Origin of the sequence: Rhizobium sp. CCGE 510 (genome assembly GCF_000292525.1) — a bacterium.
Taxonomy (GTDB): domain Bacteria; phylum Pseudomonadota; class Alphaproteobacteria; order Rhizobiales; family Rhizobiaceae; genus Rhizobium.
In genome coordinates this window covers 373,292-388,731 of record NZ_AEYF01000018.1, presented here as the reverse complement: position 1 = coordinate 388,731, position 15,440 = coordinate 373,292, and the positions used below count along the sequence as shown (strand labels likewise).

General features: G+C 59.3%; 18 protein-coding genes. 10 read left to right on the top strand and 8 right to left on the bottom strand.

From position 1 onward, the window contains the following. Positions 1-753 (bottom strand): IS110 family transposase (locus tag RCCGE510_RS10385; RefSeq protein WP_007629678.1); only part of this gene is annotated, 753 nt, incomplete at its 3' end. Positions 754-942: 189 nt separating this feature from the next. Between RCCGE510_RS10385 and RCCGE510_RS10380 the strand changes: the two genes are divergently transcribed. From RCCGE510_RS10380 to RCCGE510_RS10370, 3 genes are all read left to right on the top strand, one after another. Then, a complete protein-coding gene (locus tag RCCGE510_RS10380; protein ID WP_007629677.1) occupies positions 943-1,146 on the top strand; it encodes a hypothetical protein in 204 nt (67 codons plus the stop codon). A 145-nt stretch (positions 1,147-1,291) separates the two neighbouring features. Continuing rightward, complete coding sequence (locus RCCGE510_RS10375) at positions 1,292-2,122, top strand: response regulator (RefSeq protein WP_037078243.1); 831 nt, start codon at positions 1,292-1,294, stop codon at positions 2,120-2,122. A gap of 183 nt (positions 2,123-2,305) precedes the next feature. After that, the gene (locus RCCGE510_RS10370; RefSeq protein ID WP_007629675.1) at positions 2,306-3,637 is read left to right on the top strand and encodes a diguanylate cyclase; all 1,332 of its coding nucleotides are present in this window, start codon (positions 2,306-2,308) and stop codon (positions 3,635-3,637) included. A gap of 48 nt (positions 3,638-3,685) precedes the next feature. Here RCCGE510_RS10370 and RCCGE510_RS10365 read toward each other — a convergent pair whose 3' ends face one another. The 5 genes from RCCGE510_RS10365 to RCCGE510_RS10345 all read right to left on the bottom strand — a co-directional run bounded on the left by RCCGE510_RS10365 (position 3,686) and on the right by RCCGE510_RS10345 (position 8,868). Then, positions 3,686-4,708: a GlxA family transcriptional regulator gene (locus RCCGE510_RS10365; RefSeq protein ID WP_003564299.1), complete on the bottom strand. Its 1,023-nt coding sequence runs from the start codon at positions 4,706-4,708 to the stop codon at positions 3,686-3,688. A 295-nt stretch (positions 4,709-5,003) separates the two neighbouring features. Next, positions 5,004-5,204 carry a hypothetical protein gene (locus RCCGE510_RS10360; RefSeq protein ID WP_007629672.1) on the bottom strand — a complete coding sequence of 67 codons (201 nt, stop codon included), beginning with the start codon at positions 5,202-5,204 and terminating at the stop codon, positions 5,004-5,006. A gap of 351 nt (positions 5,205-5,555) precedes the next feature. Further along, on the bottom strand, positions 5,556-6,401 hold the full coding sequence (gene ppk2 / locus RCCGE510_RS10355) for a polyphosphate kinase 2 (protein ID WP_007629670.1): 846 nt from the start codon (positions 6,399-6,401) through the stop codon (positions 5,556-5,558). A 180-nt stretch (positions 6,402-6,581) separates the two neighbouring features. Next, entirely contained in the window at positions 6,582-8,264 is a 1,683-nt protein-coding gene (locus RCCGE510_RS10350) for a SulP family inorganic anion transporter (protein WP_007629668.1), read from the bottom strand. Between the two features lie 133 nt (positions 8,265-8,397). Continuing rightward, positions 8,398-8,868 carry a hypothetical protein gene (locus tag RCCGE510_RS10345; protein ID WP_007629666.1) on the bottom strand — a complete coding sequence of 157 codons (471 nt, stop codon included), beginning with the start codon at positions 8,866-8,868 and terminating at the stop codon, positions 8,398-8,400. Positions 8,869-9,390: 522 nt separating this feature from the next. On the opposite strand from RCCGE510_RS10345, the gene RCCGE510_RS10340 reads away from it, so the two are divergent. The 5 genes from RCCGE510_RS10340 to RCCGE510_RS10320 all read left to right on the top strand — a co-directional run bounded on the left by RCCGE510_RS10340 (position 9,391) and on the right by RCCGE510_RS10320 (position 12,532). Continuing rightward, the gene (locus RCCGE510_RS10340; protein WP_037078242.1) at positions 9,391-10,752 is read left to right on the top strand and encodes a DUF3300 domain-containing protein; all 1,362 of its coding nucleotides are present in this window, start codon (positions 9,391-9,393) and stop codon (positions 10,750-10,752) included. 20 nt (positions 10,753-10,772) lie between these two features. Beyond that, on the top strand, positions 10,773-11,729 hold the full coding sequence (locus tag RCCGE510_RS10335) for a DUF2950 domain-containing protein (protein WP_007629662.1): 957 nt from the start codon (positions 10,773-10,775) through the stop codon (positions 11,727-11,729). 78 nt (positions 11,730-11,807) lie between these two features. Beyond that, complete coding sequence (locus RCCGE510_RS10330) at positions 11,808-12,041, top strand: DUF2171 domain-containing protein (RefSeq protein ID WP_007629660.1); 234 nt, start codon at positions 11,808-11,810, stop codon at positions 12,039-12,041. A gap of 52 nt (positions 12,042-12,093) precedes the next feature. Further along, positions 12,094-12,303, top strand: a complete 210-nt coding sequence (locus RCCGE510_RS10325) for a DUF2945 domain-containing protein (protein ID WP_007629659.1) — start codon at positions 12,094-12,096, stop codon at positions 12,301-12,303. Between the two features lie 43 nt (positions 12,304-12,346). Next, complete coding sequence (locus tag RCCGE510_RS10320; RefSeq protein ID WP_004680605.1) at positions 12,347-12,532, top strand: DUF3008 family protein; 186 nt, start codon at positions 12,347-12,349, stop codon at positions 12,530-12,532. A gap of 24 nt (positions 12,533-12,556) precedes the next feature. Here RCCGE510_RS10320 and RCCGE510_RS10315 read toward each other — a convergent pair whose 3' ends face one another. Further along, positions 12,557-13,276, bottom strand: coding sequence for an MgtC/SapB family protein (locus RCCGE510_RS10315; protein WP_007629658.1), 720 nt, complete (start codon positions 13,274-13,276; stop codon positions 12,557-12,559). A gap of 204 nt (positions 13,277-13,480) precedes the next feature. On the opposite strand from RCCGE510_RS10315, the gene greA reads away from it, so the two are divergent. Next, positions 13,481-13,963 (top strand): transcription elongation factor GreA, encoded by a 483-nt coding sequence (gene greA / locus RCCGE510_RS10310; protein WP_007629656.1) that lies wholly within the window; start codon positions 13,481-13,483, stop codon positions 13,961-13,963. A gap of 129 nt (positions 13,964-14,092) precedes the next feature. Continuing rightward, positions 14,093-14,452, top strand: coding sequence for a hypothetical protein (locus RCCGE510_RS10305; RefSeq protein WP_052029476.1), 360 nt, complete (start codon positions 14,093-14,095; stop codon positions 14,450-14,452). 39 nt (positions 14,453-14,491) lie between these two features. Here the strand turns inward: RCCGE510_RS10305 and RCCGE510_RS10300 are convergent, their stop codons facing one another. Then, positions 14,492-15,385, bottom strand: a complete 894-nt coding sequence (locus RCCGE510_RS10300; RefSeq protein WP_007629651.1) for a LysR family transcriptional regulator ArgP — start codon at positions 15,383-15,385, stop codon at positions 14,492-14,494. Between the last annotated feature and the right edge of the window lie 55 nt (positions 15,386-15,440).

Here is a 15,440-nt window from a genome sequence, read left to right as displayed (position 1 = left end):
TCTGACGGTGGCGCGACCGCCGGCAATGTGGCGTTGTCCGCGCCAAGTGCCGCTGTCGTGGGCCATCGGTGCGACACCGACGAGGGCGGCAAGCTTCTTGTCGTCGATGGCGCCGAGTTCGGGCAGTTCGGCGATGAGCACGGCGGCGCCGACCTCGCCGATGCCCGGGATGGTCAGCAGCAGGTCGCGGCGTGCGGTCATATCGGGCTCGGCGTCGATGGCGAGCGCGATGGCGGCATCGACGCGGGCGAGCTGGGCCTTGAGGGCGGCGAGGGTCTCGGCAATCAACACGGCGACGGCTTGAGGGGCATGTTCGAGGCGGTTCTTCTCGGCGACCGCCATATCGACGAGCTGGCGGCGGCGGGTGACGAGGGCAGCAAGCGCGATGCGGCCGTCGTCGATATGGGGGATCTGTGCCGGCCGCATCGCTCTGGCGAAGTGGCGAATGACGCGGGCATCGACCTGATCGGTCTTGGCCAGACGTCCGCTGGCCCTGGCGAAATCGCGGATCTGGCGGGGATTGACGACGGCAACGGCAATGCCGGCGGCCATCAGTGTCCTGACGATCGCCATCTCGTAACCGCCGGTGGCTTCGACGACGACAAGCTCTGCGCCGATCACCGCGGCTGCGAGTGCGGCACAGCCTGCCGCATCGTTGTCGAAGCGGACAACGGCGGCTTTACCCTCGATGGCCACATCGAGATGGGCCTTCGAGACATCGATACCGACCATGAAAGTTTTGGGGGCATGCATGGGGTGCTCCTCCTTGCAACGCGGGCTCAAAGCCCAACCAACCGTTCGAGCGAAGATATGGCGACGGAGATGCTTGCTGAGGTACGAGTTCAAAACCCAAGGATGACACGCATCCCCGTCGCACAGCCGCATTATACAGCAACGGCAACGTACAAGGATGAGGGCTGATCGGTGTGCCGTGTGGATGGAATGTTGGTCTGCGTTTCGCCCAGGCGGCGCCACCGACGGCACCTCGGCTTCCGTTTCAACCGCTCTTTGGCATTTGCCATCCTGCCGCCGGATTACGCCGCGGAAGGCACGAAGCTGAAGATCAAGATCCTCAGCGCGACCTATAATGCGACGGTCGTTGGCGGGAGCCCGTTCAATACCGAGAATGCGGCGCTTCGCGGCTGATTTCTTAATCATATCTGCAAGAAATCGTAGGCGGCCGCATCGGGCCGGTTCTTCGTTTCGTATCCAGCAGCGCCGATTAATAATTATTCAAATCAATTGATGTACCAATTTGATCCGGGGACAGAATTTACATCAAAGGTTTGCTATGGCGTTTCTAGGTATTTCGGGGATGCAATATTCCGGGGAAATGTTTGCCGGCGCGCGTATTATTGTCGCGGAAGATTCCAACGTATTCACGTCGATGATCAGCAAACGCCTCAAGGAGCTGTTCGACATTGACGTCGAGATCTGCCGCAGCTTCGAGGAGCTGCAGGTTTCCTATGACAAGTCTTCCGATCCGATCACGCTGGCAATCTCGAACATCAACCTGCCCGGAGCCGAAAACGGCGAAGCGCTCGAATATCTGGTCGATCTTTCCATTCCGACGATCGTCTTTACCGGCACCTTCCATGAGAGCATGCGCGACAAGCTGATGGCCAAGGATATTGTCGACTATATCCTCAAGGACAATATCTTCGCCGTCGACCTTCTGGCGGAATCGATCTGCCGGTTCCTGACCAATCATCGTCACCACGTGCTGATCGTCGACGATAGCGCGACGGCCCGCGCGCTGCTGTCGAGCCGGCTGAAGCGGTATAATTTCCGTGTCAGCGTCGCCGAGAACGGCGGCAAGGCGCTGGAGATCCTGAAAGCCAACCGCGATATCGGCCTGATGATTACCGACTACAACATGCCCGACATCGATGGCTTCGAGCTGACGCGGCGTATCCGCTCCAGTATCGGCTCGCACGAACTGCGCATCATCGGCGTCTCCTCCTCGTCGAACCGGCTGCTTTCGGCGCGTTTCCTGAAGGCCGGCGGCAATGATTTCATGCTGCGTCCCTTCATCGACGAGGAGTTCTACTGCCGCGTCAACCAGAACCTCGATACGCTGCTGCAAATCCAGTCGATGCGCAGGGAGCGGGCGGTTGCCTGAGGGCCCTTCCAGTATCATCGCCGGAGAGGCGGAGATGACGGTCGCAGGCCGTCATCGAATTTCTGCAATTACAAGTAACGCCGTCATTTGTCCCCTTCACGCGCGCAGGCCTCTCGGTTATCGTCCGCCGCGCCGGGGAGAGGGTCGAGTCGAGGCCACTGGGCGCATGGGGGAGTAGCGGCTGTGGCTTTTCAAGCGGATTTTCAGCGAGATGGCATCGGGCTGCGCTCCGGCGGGCTTAAAATACTTCTGGTTGAAGATTCCCGGATGTTTTCCGCCGTGCTTTGCCATCGGTTCCAGACCGAGCTTGGCCTTGCGGTCAAATCCTGCCCGTCGCTAAAGGCTCTTCGCAAAGAACTCGCCGAGGACGGTCACGGCTACACCATGGCCGTCGTCGATCTCAACCTGCCGGATTCGCCGTATGGCGAAGCGCTCGACTGCACGATCGAGCACGATATCCCGGCGATCGTCTTCACCGCGACATTCGATCTCAACACGCGCAACAGGATCATGGAGCGCAATGTCATCGATTACGTGCTGAAGGACAATGAATTCGCGCTCGACAACCTGGTCGCAACCGTCCGGCGGGCGATCTCCAACCGCAAGACGCGGGTGCTCGTCGTCGATGATGTCGTCTCGGTGCGCCAAGTGTTGGTCGACCTCCTGAAGGCGCAGCAATATCTCGTCGTCGAGGCAAATTCGGGGCTCGAGGCGCTGGCCGCACTCGAGGCCTACAGCGATATCGAACTCGTCGTCACCGACCACCACATGCCCGATATGAGCGGCTACGAGCTGACGCGGCGTATCCGCCATCGCTTCGGTTCCGACAGGCTGCGTGTCATCGGCGTTTCCTCCTCCAACGACCGCATGCTTTCAGCGAGTTTCCTCAAGGCCGGCGCCAGCGATTTCGTCTACCGGCCCTTCGTCGCCGAGGAACTGCAATGCCGCATCGCCAACAATGCCGAGACGCTGGCGCAGATGCGGCAGCTGAGGGCGGCGGCGGCCTGCGACTACCTGACCGGCCTCTACAACCGCCGCTATTTCTACGACAATGGCCCGAAGCTGGTGAACGAATGCCTGCGGCTGAAGGTGCCGAGTTCGGTGGCCATTCTCGATATCGACCATTTCAAACGGCTGAACGATACCTATGGCCATGAGATCGGCGACAAGGTGCTGAAGGCGGTTGCAAACAGGCTATTTACGATCTTCGAAGGCAGCGACAATCTTCTCTCGCGGCTCGGGGGCGAGGAATTCGCTATCCTCTTCCCGCAGATGGATTCCCTTGCGGCAACCAAGCTCTGCGACGAGATCCGCTCGGATATTTCCCGGTTGAAAGTCACGGCAGACGACGAGGAACTCGGCGTCACGATTTCGATCGGCATCGCCGAGATTGGCGGCTACGAGACCTTCGAAAATTACCTGAACGCCGCCGACCAGTTCCTCTACATGGCCAAACACCGGGGCCGCAACCAGGTCTATTCCGACGCCAGGATGACGGAAGAGGCGGCGCAGTAGAGCCACCGCCCTTTTCATTTCAGGCGGCGGTCTGTTGTTTTCAAACTCTCAGGCGGCAACCGCCTGCTGGCGGGCGGTCGCCATGGTCATCTTGCGCTCGGCACGCTCCTGTTGCGGTGAGCGATGGTAGAGTTCGCGATAACACTTGGAGAAATGCGAGGCCGAGACGAAACCACAGGCGACGGCGACCTCGACGACAGGCATCGAGGACTGCACCAGCAGGTGGCGGGCGCGGTCGAGGCGGATTTCCAGATAGTAGCGGGCCGGAGACCGGCCCATCTCCTGGCGGAACAGCCGCTCGATCTGGCGGCGTGAAAGGCCGGCGCCATCGGCGATCTCGATCAGCGACAGCGGCTCGGCAAGATTGCCTTCCATCAGCTCGATGATCGATAGCACCTTGGCGTTCTGCACGCCGAGGCGGGCGCGCAGCGGCAGGCGCTGGCGGTCGTGCGGATTGCGCACGCGATCGGTCAGGTGCTGCTCGCAGATACGATTGACGAGGCTCTCGCCGAAATCCTCGCCGACGAGGTTGAGCATCATGTCGAGTGAGGCGGTGCCGCCGGCGCAGGTGTAGAGATTGCCGTCGATCTCGTAGAGATCGGCATAGACCTCGGCCTGCGGGAAGGCTTCGGAAAAGCCCGGCAGATTTTCCCAGTGGATGGCGCAGCGCTTGCCGTTCAGCAGGCCAGCCTGGGCCAGCACATGCGCGCCCGTACAGAGGCTGCCGACGGCAACGCCGCGGTTGTAGCATTCGCGCAGCCAGGCATTGACCGACTTGTTGTTGAACTGCTCGACATCGATGCCGGAACAGACAAGCACCATGCCCGGCCGGTTTTCGCCGCCGAGATGGCGGCGCTCCTCAGCCAGCGAGGAATTCGCCTCGACGCCGATGCCGCAGGAGGAATAGACCTTCTCCCCGTCGAGGGAGGCGAGCCGCCAGGTATAGGCCTGATAGCCGAGCATGCGATTGGCGATGCGCAAGGTGTCCACGGCTGCCGAAAAGGGCAGCATGGTGAATTGCGGTACCATAAAGAAGACCAGCGAACGCTTCTTGATCTGCATCCTGTTCATAGCGAAATCCATGCTCGAGGGGCGATGACACATTCGTTGCGCGGATTGCGTCGCGCCGATGTCCTGAAAGCGACACTGGCATGGATAAATGCGGCCGGGAAGAGCAAATATGCGACATTGCCTGAGATCTGGCCGCTCAACCCGCCGGAGGCGCTGCAGGTAGGGCGAAGAGCAGGCTTATAGGCGACTGAAATTCAAGATTGAAAACGGCGTGGGAATGAACACTCGGCCCACGAAAAAGGCGGCGTTGCACTAGGCAGACGCCGCCCTGATCTTGGGAGAAATGTCGCATTCATTATACGGCCCGGTGTTTGTTGTCGTCCGTGCTCGGCCAACCGATGTCCTTGCGGATGTCGAAGGGCATGGCTTCGATTTCGCGAGCCGTCTGCCAGCGCGTCCAGGCGAGCACAAGCCTGCGGGCGTAATGCGCCAGATCGAAGCGGCCTTCGCCGGAGGTTAGGGTCTTGCCAGCACCCCGATAAGTGAGCGTGGTCATGTCCGAGTCCTTTCTTGAGTCAGCGGCATGGTCTCGATGGGAGGTTTCGTCCATGTCCGTGATCACAATATGGGCTCCCGGAACTCATCATTCAAACGAATAGAGTTTATGGATAACATCAGAGAAATTGAACGATCGTCGTGCGCCCGGCGGCCATCGTGATACATTTTGCAGGCTGTCCGCCGAGCTCAATCTCCGGGTTTCCACGCCCTGTCGATTGAACATTCAGGTCGGGCGCGCCGAAATACAAGCAGTTTGGCAGCGATTCCCTTCGCCATCGGGCAAACCGCAGCGTTGAAGAGCCGCCACAGTCCGGGCCGGGCAAACGGCGTCGTCGCAATTGCATCCCGATTACGGCATGGTCTCGGCGATGACGTTCGGCACCACGCGACGGATGCTTCTGTCTTCGACGTAATCGCTTGGTCGTTTCTGCCGTTTCCCGAGGTCCGGTTCGTCAAATTTGACCTTTTCATACGGGATCGACTTCAGAATGTGTGAGATACAGTTGATGCGTGCCCGCTTCTTATCGTCCGATGGAACGATCCACCACGGCGCGTGTCGGCTATCTGTCGCCCGGATCATTTCGTCGTAAGCACGCGAGTAGTCCCACCACCGCTGGTAGGATTCGATATCCATGGGGCTGAGCTTCCATTGCCGCAGCGGATCGTCGATCCGCCGTCTGAAGCGGCGATCCTGTTCATCCTCGCTGACGGTGAGGAAGTACTTCAGAAGGGTGATGCCGCTTTCGACGATCGAGGCTTCAAAAGCGGGAGCCAGCTCACGAAAGCGCCTGGCCTGTTTTTCCGTGCAGAATCCCATCACCCGGTCCACGCCGAGGCGATTGTACCAACTGCGATCGAATATGACGATTTCGCCCGCGGCCGGCAGGTGTGCAATGTAGCGCTGCATATACATTTGCGATTTTTCGCGATCGGTCGGGGCCGGCAACGCGATCACGCGAAAGACCCGTGGACTGACGCGCTCGGTAATTCGCTTGATCATCCCGCCTTTGCCGGCTGCATCCCGGCCCTCGAAGACGATCACGACGCGTGCGCCCGATTTCTTTACCCACGCCTGCAGATGAGAGAGTTCGACCTGAAGTTTCGCGATTTCTTTCTCGTAGTTCCACGACCTCTTGCGTTTCTTTTCGCCCACCTCGGCGTCGTCATCCTGCCGCTTGCTCATTGCTTTGCTCATCACTTCCTCCTCGGCTTGCTACGCATAATTCCTCAACCGGAATCGATTTAAGGATAAAATTATGCAATGATTCAAACTGTTGCAGCTTTATTTGTACGTCCGAAAATACGCACGGCGTTGTCAGGTTCCCTTCCGTTATGACCCCTCTCTTGTGCGCCCGGCCAAAGGTCGATCGCTCCCTTACTTGAGGCAAGCAGCACGAAGCGCGTCTTCCTTGTCGTCGAAGAATTTTCCTGCTCCAATGCCGTTGACGACGCCTGCGCGTTCCAGCAGCGCCATGGTCTCGGAGTTCAGGTGGGCCACGCCGAAGGTAATGCCACGGCCGGCGAGGTTCGCTTGCACGGCATCGAGCGCTGCGGCTCCGGTGCTGTCGATATGCGCAATTGCGCTGGCGTCCAGAATAAACCACCGCGTTTCGGCCGGTAGGCCGGCGGCGATCGCTCGAAGACGGGTGCGGACATAGTCGGCGTTATAAAACAGCAAATTGCCTTGGATGAGACATATGGCGATTTCCGGAACCCCCCGAGCGTCCGGAAAGCGCTGCATATCGTAGAATCCATCGCGTCCCGCAATGCGCCCCAGGAGTGCGTCTCGTGGGAACATCGTCTTGCGCAGGAGATAGACCAGGGTTGCGGCGATTGCGACGATGACGCCGTTTAGGACGCCGAAGCTGATGGCCCCGAACATGGCGATCAGGGCGAATGCGAACTCCATGCGGCTGATCTGCCATATCTTTCTCAGTTCGTGGAGGTCGATCAGGCTGATTGCCGCCGCCGCCAAGATTGCCGCCAGGGCCGGGATCGGGAGGATGCGTAGGGCGTCGTTTAAGAAAAGCAGTGCAACGATAAGGGTGGCGGCGGATACAAGACCGGCGGCCTGCGATCTGCCGCCGGCTGCAAGATTGATCGCGGTTCTCGAATCCGACACGCTAACGGGAAAAGAACTAAATAGACCGGGGGCGATGTTAGCCGCGCCCAGTCCGATCAGTTCGTGGTTGGCATCGACCTCCTCCCCGGTGCGCCCCCCGAAGCTCCTGGCGGCGACGATGCCCGCGCCGAAACTGACCAGAAAGACGGCGGCTGACCCAAGTAGGAGCCTGTCCATGGGTATTTGAGAGATTGCGTGGAGGGAAAATGACGGCAACCCGGTGGGCAGATTACCAACGACGCCGATGCCTGCGGCTTCGAAGTTGAAAATGGCAGAGAGGACGACGGAAACGACAACGACAACGACAGGTCCCGGTATAGGCAACCGTGTGGCTTTTACGACCCATAGTAAGGCAAACATGGCGAGGCCGAACAGTAACGATGGCCAATGGATGAGGGCACTTTTGCGAATAATCTCGGCAATCGGTGCCAGTAGACCGTCGGCGTCGATCCGCACTCCGGTAAATCGCCCGATCTGCCCGACAAGGATGGAGATCGACACGCCGGCAAAGAAGCCGACAAGGATAGGACGAGAGAGAAAGCTTGCGAGGACGCCCAGCCGCAACAGCCGTGCTGCGAAATAGAAGGCTCCGACGCCCAGCGCGAGAGCGGACGCGATGACAACAGGATCGACGGCAGTCCCGGCAGGCTGCGCGGCGATCACCGCTCCCATCGCCGCTGCAAGAACCGCCATGGTCGCAGCGTCCGGCCCGACCACCAATAGCCGCGACGGCCCGAACATAGCGTAGGCTATGGGCGCGACGATACTGGCATACAGCCCTGTTTCCGGGGGGAGGCCCGCGATGGCGGGATAAGCGATCGCACTCGGCAGACCGACAGCCGCAATGGACAATCCCGCGGGAATATCGCTCCGCAGCCAGCTAGCGCGAAATCCTTCCAGGCCCCTGAATATCGGCACATTAAGACTTCGAACCATGTCATTCCCCCGGTGGGATTCCAATTGCTCCAACTTGGCCTTTGACGAATTTGGTCTCGCAAACTGGGATCCGAGGAAAGGTTGGCCGCAGCGCTGACGCGCTGGCAGAAGATCGGCATAGTTGCGCAGCGGCCTAGCCGACCGGTGCCTCCCAATTCAGGAAAAAGCCGATGTCGCCCGGCATGCCTCCTGGAAAACTGATGACCATTGCTTTCAGTTTGTAGCCGTGGGGACGGGCGACCTCGACAAAAAGATCATACAATTCCTTGGCTTTTCCTTGAAGTGTTGCCGGCCAGTCTGGTCGGGCGCTGTTGATCGCGCGACCGCTATCGGTGCAGAAGCTCGAAGGAAAGCTGTAGACCATGGCCTCGGATTTGCCGTCCGCGGCTGCCTTCATGACGACGCGCCTGATAATGTCACGCTCCTTGTCGCCGACATGTTTGCGGAAGAAATCGTCGACGAACTCTGCGTGTTTTTTTGCTTCACGCTCTTTGACCTTGTCATCGCGCTGCATTTCCACCAGCTGCAGTTCCAGGGCTTTCTGTCTCAATTCTTCGGCGCCGAGCATTGTATGCTGGGGCTTTGACGTTTCGCTTTCAGCCATGACGTTCCCTCCCGGTGGTCGAAGGCCAAGACAAAAAACTACAGCATCGAAACGTCAAACTGGACAGTATGATACTGTAGGTTCTGGTAACCTACGCTGGGAGGTCTTGAGCCCGGAGGGCGCAGAATTTCAGCATTTTATGGCACCCTGGCGTTGGCCGCTGATTAATTTCGCCTGGCCGTCCGGGCCCCTTGTTCGCTTTCATAAGACTGATGGTCTTGACTGCGACTTCAGTGATCAGGCAACCGTGAACCGGAGGTGCTCACGAGGCCCGGCCAGAGGCACCGACCTCCACCGTGCACACGGTCAATCTTCTATGCGTTACCACGCTGTTGAAAGAGTGTTACTGTAACATACGTCCTAGATCAGTCCCGCGACTACGCCTGGAGCTGTCTTTGCTATAAATTTGTAGCGGCCGATGTTAGCGATCAATACTCCTCCACTTGAAGGAGTATGCGACACGAGCGAAGATAAAATAGTCGACAGCCTACACACGATGTCTGACCGCAAGGAGGATTTGAGATGGCTAGACCTCACGCATTGTTATTCGCCACGGGCTTGTTCCTGCCTTTTGCCGGGTTTCCGTTTTCACCACATCTGACTCTGACCGCCGCCGCGCAGGAGCCGGCCGCCTCCAGTCCCATCGCGGCGGAAGACGACGTGCCGGCGCCGCTGACCGAGGACGAACTCGAAATCCTAGTGGCGCGGATCGCGCTTTATCCGGACGAACTGGTCGCGCTCGTCACGTCGGCGTCTCTCTATCCGCTACAGGTCGTGGAAGCAGCCCGGTTCCTTGAAACCTTGAAGAAGCAGCCCGGGCTCAAGCCGAAGTCGACGTGGGACGGCAGCATCGTATCGTTGCTGAATTATCCTCAGATCGTCACGATGATGAGCGAGGATCTGGACTGGACGCAGTCTCTCGGAGAGGCTCTTTCCTACCAGCAAAAGGATGTTCTGATCGCCATACAGCAACTGCGCGACAAGGCGGTTGCCGACGGCATCATCAAGACCGACGACAAGATCAAGGTCAGCCAGGAGAACGACAACGTCGTGATCGTCTCCGCCAGTTCCGAGAAGATCTACGTTCCGCAATACGCGCCGGAGATGCTGTATGAACCGAACTATGTGGCCGAGCCTATCGGCTACTATTCCGAGCCATATCCGAACTACTACTATCCGACAGCCACCTTCTTTGCGGGCGTGGTGACGGGAGCGGTGTGGGCCGCCGCCGTCGACTGGAACCGCTGGGGCGTATGGGGCGGGCGCTGGAACGGCAATGTCGATATCGATTGCAACCACTGTTTGAACAATGTCAACGGCAAGGTGAATATCAACGATGTCGACTGGAAGAACGTCGACCGCAGCAAGATCGGGTTCGACAGCGCGCAATTCAACAAGATCGACCGCAGCTCCTTCCGGACCAGTATCGAGGCGAACGCCAGCAACAAGGTCGGAGCAAGAGGCAACGACCGTGCGAACACGATCCGCGACAAGTCAGGCAAAGTCAGTGTCAACGATGTCCGCAAGAGCAAGATCGATGCAGACAGGGTAAATGCCGCTCGCAACAAGGCAGGCAATCCAAGAGCGGCTTCCGGGGGCGGAAAGGTGGCGCAGGCAGCCCAGAACCGCAAGCCCGACGCAAGGACACCGAACAGGGCTGCCGAAAACGCAAGGCCCGGGGTCAACGCCAAACGCCCGGTCGCAAAGCCGAAGCCTGCGGCCCGGGTCGACAGCCGGCCCAGAAAGCCGTCGGCGCTGGGCCAGGTCGACAGTGGCAGGCGTACCCAGATGCAGTCCAGCCGCGGCAGACAGGCCATGGCCGGCGGCAATCGCGGCGATGGTGGAGAAATGCGCCGCGGTGGTGGCGGCGGCCGTCGCCGATGACCGGGAGAAGGAGGAAAGTCATGACAAAGTCAGTCAAAAACATGCTTCTGGATTCGGTATTTGCTCTTGCGGTGCTCGCTACCAATCCGGTTCCGACATCTGCAGCAGAGCCATCCGATGCGACCGTCATCTCGGACTTCGCCTCGCAGAGTGATCCGCCCGTATTCGAGACGCCGGAACGAGCTGTCGACGCCTTCAAAGCGGAACTGGCGGCTGGTGATTTCGACAAGTTCGCGGCGCTGCTCGGCATCGATGCAGCAAAAGCAAAGGCAGGCGAAGGGGTGATGGACACTTATGCGCAAATCCGGGAGGTCACGCAGAAGAAGGTCGTCGTGAAGGACGTCGATGGCCGCAAGATCATCGAGATCGGCGACAAACTATGGCCTTTGCCATTTCCGATCGTGAAAGGCGACGATGGCAAATGGGGTTTCGACACCTATGCCGGGTTCGAGGAGATCATCAATCGTCGCGTCGGCGAGAACGAATTGCAGACCATCGACACGATGCAGGCCTATGTCGACGCCCAAAAGGAATATTCTTCTGCTGACCACGACGACGACGGCGTTCTCGAATATGCCCAGAAACTGATCAGCAGCGACGGCAAAACCGATGGCCTCTATTGGTCGCCTGATCTGGGCGAGGGGGACAGCCCGGCGGGCAACGCCCTTGAGGACAATGCGGCGCTTGATAAGGCGAAAGCCGGTGAGGGCTACTACGGCTACCACTACAGGATCATCGACAGCCAAGGGCCGAACATCGCGGGCGGAGAGTTCAATTATGTAATCAACGGCAATATGATTGCAGGATTTGCCCTTATCGCCTGGCCGATCCGATACGGCGAAACCGGCGTGCAGACTTTTGCAGTGAACGCGAACGGTACGGTTTACCAGGCCAATCTCGGTCGAGAGACCGAGAAAATAGCTGCCGGTATCAGGACATTCAACCCGGACGACAACTGGGAAGTGACTGCCGATTAAACACGTTGAGCTGTTTGGAACCAACTCCACTCCACGCCGTTGCCGCTTCGTAGCTGACATGACGAAAAGGAGGAAACGATGATTTCCGCAGACCAGATCCGTGAACATATGGAAGTGCGGGCTGCCGATGGCACTCCTATGGGAACAGTCGATCATCTCGACGGACCCACGCGCATCAAGCTGACGAAGACCGACTCGGAGGACGGCAAGCACCACCTGATTCCGATCGACTGGGTCGATCACGTCGATGCGCATGTCCACCTGTCAAAGAACGCCAGAGATGTCCGCAGCCAGTGGGCCACCATTAATTGACGAGCGGTCGGCTGCGGCTTTTGCCGCAGCCTCCTCGCGCAAGGAGCCTCGCATGTCCAAGCAATTGAAGAAGGGCGACGACGTGAGCTGGGATACCAGCCAGGGGAAGACCGAGGGCAGGGTGGTCAAAAAGCAGACCAGCCAGACGAAGATCAAGGGCCACACGGTGAAGGCGTCGGCGGCGGAACCGCAGTATATCGTGGAAAGCGACAAATCGGGAAAGCGGGCCGCACACAAGCCCGAAGAACTCAGGAAGCTTTGAGGAGGCCAACTCGTCGCCTCATCACCAGTATAAGGAGATCGATATGCCAGCCAAGTCCAAGGCGCAGCAGAAGGCGGCAGGCGCCGCACTGTCGGCCAAGCGCGGCGAGACGCCCAAGAAGGAACTCAAAGGCGCCTCCAAGCAGATGGTCGAGTCCATGAGCGAAAAACAGCTCGAGGAATTCGCATCTACCAAAAGAAAGGGCAAACCCGAGCACGCCGCCAAATAGGCAGGGCGGCGATGGCGCCGCCGCTCAGGTCGTGGTGGAATGCATCGAGAAATTCGCGATCTCGTGCGCCTCGGAGATGGCGAGGAGGATTGTGCGTGCGGAAGCGTCGGGATCTTTCGCCAGCCAGCGCAATTCGAACGTCACCCCGTTGCGGCCATCTTCGGCCTGTCCCAACGAGACAAACGATGCGCTGCACTCAAGAGGTTCCAGCACATCCGAAAGATCAGGAATATCAGAACTTGAGCCATAGACGACGAGGGTTGCTTTGCGTTCGCAGCGCAGCCAGGTGTCCAGGCGTTTCAGCGGCGAGAGCACAATGAAGGCAATGACGGTCGCTACCGTCCCGGTGACGATCTGGCCGCCGCCGAAGCAGAGGCCGACCACGGTCATGAACCACAGGGTCGCCGCCGTGGTGACGCCGGTCATCATATCGCCACGCCTGAGGATCGCTCCGCCGCCGATGAAGCCGACGCCTGTCAAGACGCCGAGGGGAAAACGGAGCACGTCCATCTGGGTGAAAAAACTCAGCGTCTTCCCGTAGGTTAAGAGAAGCAGGTTCGCCTGGACCATCGCAATGCAGGCGGCAAGCGCCACCAGGATCGTCGTCCGGAAGCCCGCGGCATGGCCGCCACGCTCGCGATCGAGGCCGATGAGACCGCCGGCGATCACCGTCAGCGCAATGCGCGCGGCGATCTCCCACCAGCTCGGCGTCAGTGGCATGGCGTCGGTCAGGAACGAAGGCATGCTTCGCTCCGGACTATATCGCGGGCTTTGCGCTGTTCGCCGGGCATTGATCCTCCTCGGCCATGATGCGTCACGGGTCTAAACGCCGTGCCGCGCGGGACGTTCCGCGTTGCCGATGAGCCAAGATTGGCGGTTCGTCTGCGGCGGGTGTATGGATGTTTCGGATGGGAAGAACTCCCCGTCAGCTAAAAACGGAGTATAGAATTGGCCGTCGCATTCACCAAGGAAGAGAGTTTCGAAACCGCTTCGGAAACCCTGCTGCCCGATCGTCCGGTTTCGCCGCATCTGAACCTGGTCACGGAGGCAGGGTTGAAGGCTCTGGAACTACAGTTCCAGCAGGCTCGCGAGGCCTATGATGCGGCGAGTACCATTGAAGACGTCAACGAACGACGGCGGCAGGCCGCGGGACCGTTGCGCGACCTGCGCTATCTCGCGGCGAGGCTCCGCACCGCCCAGCTCATGCCGGAGCCCACGTCAACCGACACTGTCGCCTTCGGCAGCACGGTGACTTTCAACCGCGACGACGGGCGCGTGCAGACCTATCGGATCGTCGGCGAGGATCAAGCCGATCCCAAGGCCGGATCGATTTCCTATGTCTCGCCGGTGGCGCAGTTGCTCATGGGCAAGGCTGTCGGCGATGTGGTGGAGACAGGTGGCCAGGAGTTGGAGATCATCGCTATCGCGTAGGTGGATACCTAAAAACGGCGCCGAGTTGGCGATGCGCAATAATTGTCAAAAAACAGTACCGAATAGTACTTTATGTATCGGGCATTTACCGTTCGCGGCCTAAACAGATGACATTCAACATCGAAGGTCATCTGCATGGTCAGCGCAATTTCCAGTTCTGCATCCATCCTTTTGGGTTCAGCCGCTTCAACTTCGTCATCCAGTTCGTCGGACCAGCTTGCCTCTCTCGAGGCGCAGCTTGCCGGAAAGCAGGCAGCCCTGGCGCAAACGCAGGACGAGAAAGAGAAAGCCACAATCGAAAAATCCATCGAGACGCTGGAAGCCAAGATTGCCAAGCTCGAAGCCTCCGAGAGCAGCAAGACCGAGGCGTCGGCTGCATCGAAACCCGCTACCGCGGCTCCGCAGGAGCTCTCCGGCGAGAGCGATCGTATCGGCACGAAGAATTTCGACGAAACCAGCGACTTCGGCAGCCGCACTGCTTACGTGTGACAGCGCCTTTTTGAGCTGCGGCATGTTCTGAGCGAAGCATCAGAGATTGCGCTTAGCCACCGCGATGACCTCGCGCGTCAGTTCCGTCAGGCGATCGGCGGCAAGGCGGCTTATCTGCCAGAATAGTGGGACATCGAGCGGTGTGTCGGGAACCAGTTCGACGAGTCTTCCCGATGCGAGAGATTCGCGGGTGAGCTGGATCGGGTTCATGCCCCATCCCATGCCGGAAAGGCTCGCCTCGACGAAACTTTGCGTCGACGGCAGCCAGTGGGTGGGATAATCGAGATCGCGTTGGAATGTCTGCCTTACCCAGCTGCTTTGCAGCCTGTCCTTCTGGTTGAAGGTCAGCGCCGGGGCATTGCGGATTGCCTCGGCGGTTACGCCGCCCGGAAAGTGGCGTGCCACGAAGTCGGGGGTTGCCGTCGCGTGGTAGCGCAGCACGCCGAGGGCAAAGCGCCGGCATCCCCGGACCGGCTTTTCCAGGCTGGTGACGGCTGCGATCACCCGTCCGCGCTGCAGCCATTCGGCGGTGTGATCCTGGTCGTCAACGGCGATGTTCAAGAGATAGGAGGAGTTCCTCGTAAAATTGGACACGGCTTCCACGAACCACGTTCCAAGACTGTCGGCATTGGTCGCGATTTGAAGCGTCACCCTTTGGCGGGGTTCTTCGGGAACGACGAGAGCCGGCAGTTGCCCGAAGAGTTCGGCTTCGAGCATGCCGACATTCTCCATATGGCGGCAGAGCCATTCTCCCTTTTCCGTCGCCGTGCACGGCGTGCCTCTGACGATGAGGACGGTACCGAGACGCTCCTCGATCTGCTTGATGCGCTGCGAAACTGCCGAGGGGGTGACGTTCAGCACGGTCGCAGCCCTTTCGAAGCTGCCCGTCTGTACAACAGTTGCAACGGCGCGCAGGGCTGGGTAATCGAGCATGATTAGTTTCACTTAATTGAGGTAAGTCAGATTAACTAGCCTAATTCTATCGCTG

Bases quoted from the DNA above. Each gene is read 5' to 3' on its own strand.
- RCCGE510_RS10380 (WP_007629677.1), top strand. From the start codon at position 943: ATGTTGGTCTGCGTTTCGCCCAGGCGGCGCCACCGACGGCACCTCGGC.
- RCCGE510_RS10375 (WP_037078243.1), top strand. From the start codon at position 1,292: ATGGCGTTTCTAGGTATTTCGGGGATGCAATATTCCGGGGAAATGTTT.
- RCCGE510_RS10365 (WP_003564299.1), bottom strand. From the start codon at position 4,708: ATGAACAGGATGCAGATCAAGAAGCGTTCGCTGGTCTTCTTTATGGTA.
- RCCGE510_RS10360 (WP_007629672.1), bottom strand. From the start codon at position 5,204: ATGACCACGCTCACTTATCGGGGTGCTGGCAAGACCCTAACCTCCGGC.
- ppk2 (WP_007629670.1), bottom strand. From the start codon at position 6,401: ATGAGCAAAGCAATGAGCAAGCGGCAGGATGACGACGCCGAGGTGGGC.
- RCCGE510_RS10350 (WP_007629668.1), bottom strand. From the start codon at position 8,264: ATGGTTCGAAGTCTTAATGTGCCGATATTCAGGGGCCTGGAAGGATTT.
- RCCGE510_RS10345 (WP_007629666.1), bottom strand. From the start codon at position 8,868: ATGGCTGAAAGCGAAACGTCAAAGCCCCAGCATACAATGCTCGGCGCC.
- RCCGE510_RS10340 (WP_037078242.1), top strand. From the start codon at position 9,391: ATGGCTAGACCTCACGCATTGTTATTCGCCACGGGCTTGTTCCTGCCT.
- RCCGE510_RS10335 (WP_007629662.1), top strand. From the start codon at position 10,773: ATGACAAAGTCAGTCAAAAACATGCTTCTGGATTCGGTATTTGCTCTT.
- RCCGE510_RS10330 (WP_007629660.1), top strand. From the start codon at position 11,808: ATGATTTCCGCAGACCAGATCCGTGAACATATGGAAGTGCGGGCTGCC.
- RCCGE510_RS10325 (WP_007629659.1), top strand. From the start codon at position 12,094: ATGTCCAAGCAATTGAAGAAGGGCGACGACGTGAGCTGGGATACCAGC.
- RCCGE510_RS10320 (WP_004680605.1), top strand. From the start codon at position 12,347: ATGCCAGCCAAGTCCAAGGCGCAGCAGAAGGCGGCAGGCGCCGCACTG.
- RCCGE510_RS10315 (WP_007629658.1), bottom strand. From the start codon at position 13,276: ATGCCTTCGTTCCTGACCGACGCCATGCCACTGACGCCGAGCTGGTGG.
- RCCGE510_RS10300 (WP_007629651.1), bottom strand. From the start codon at position 15,385: ATGCTCGATTACCCAGCCCTGCGCGCCGTTGCAACTGTTGTACAGACG.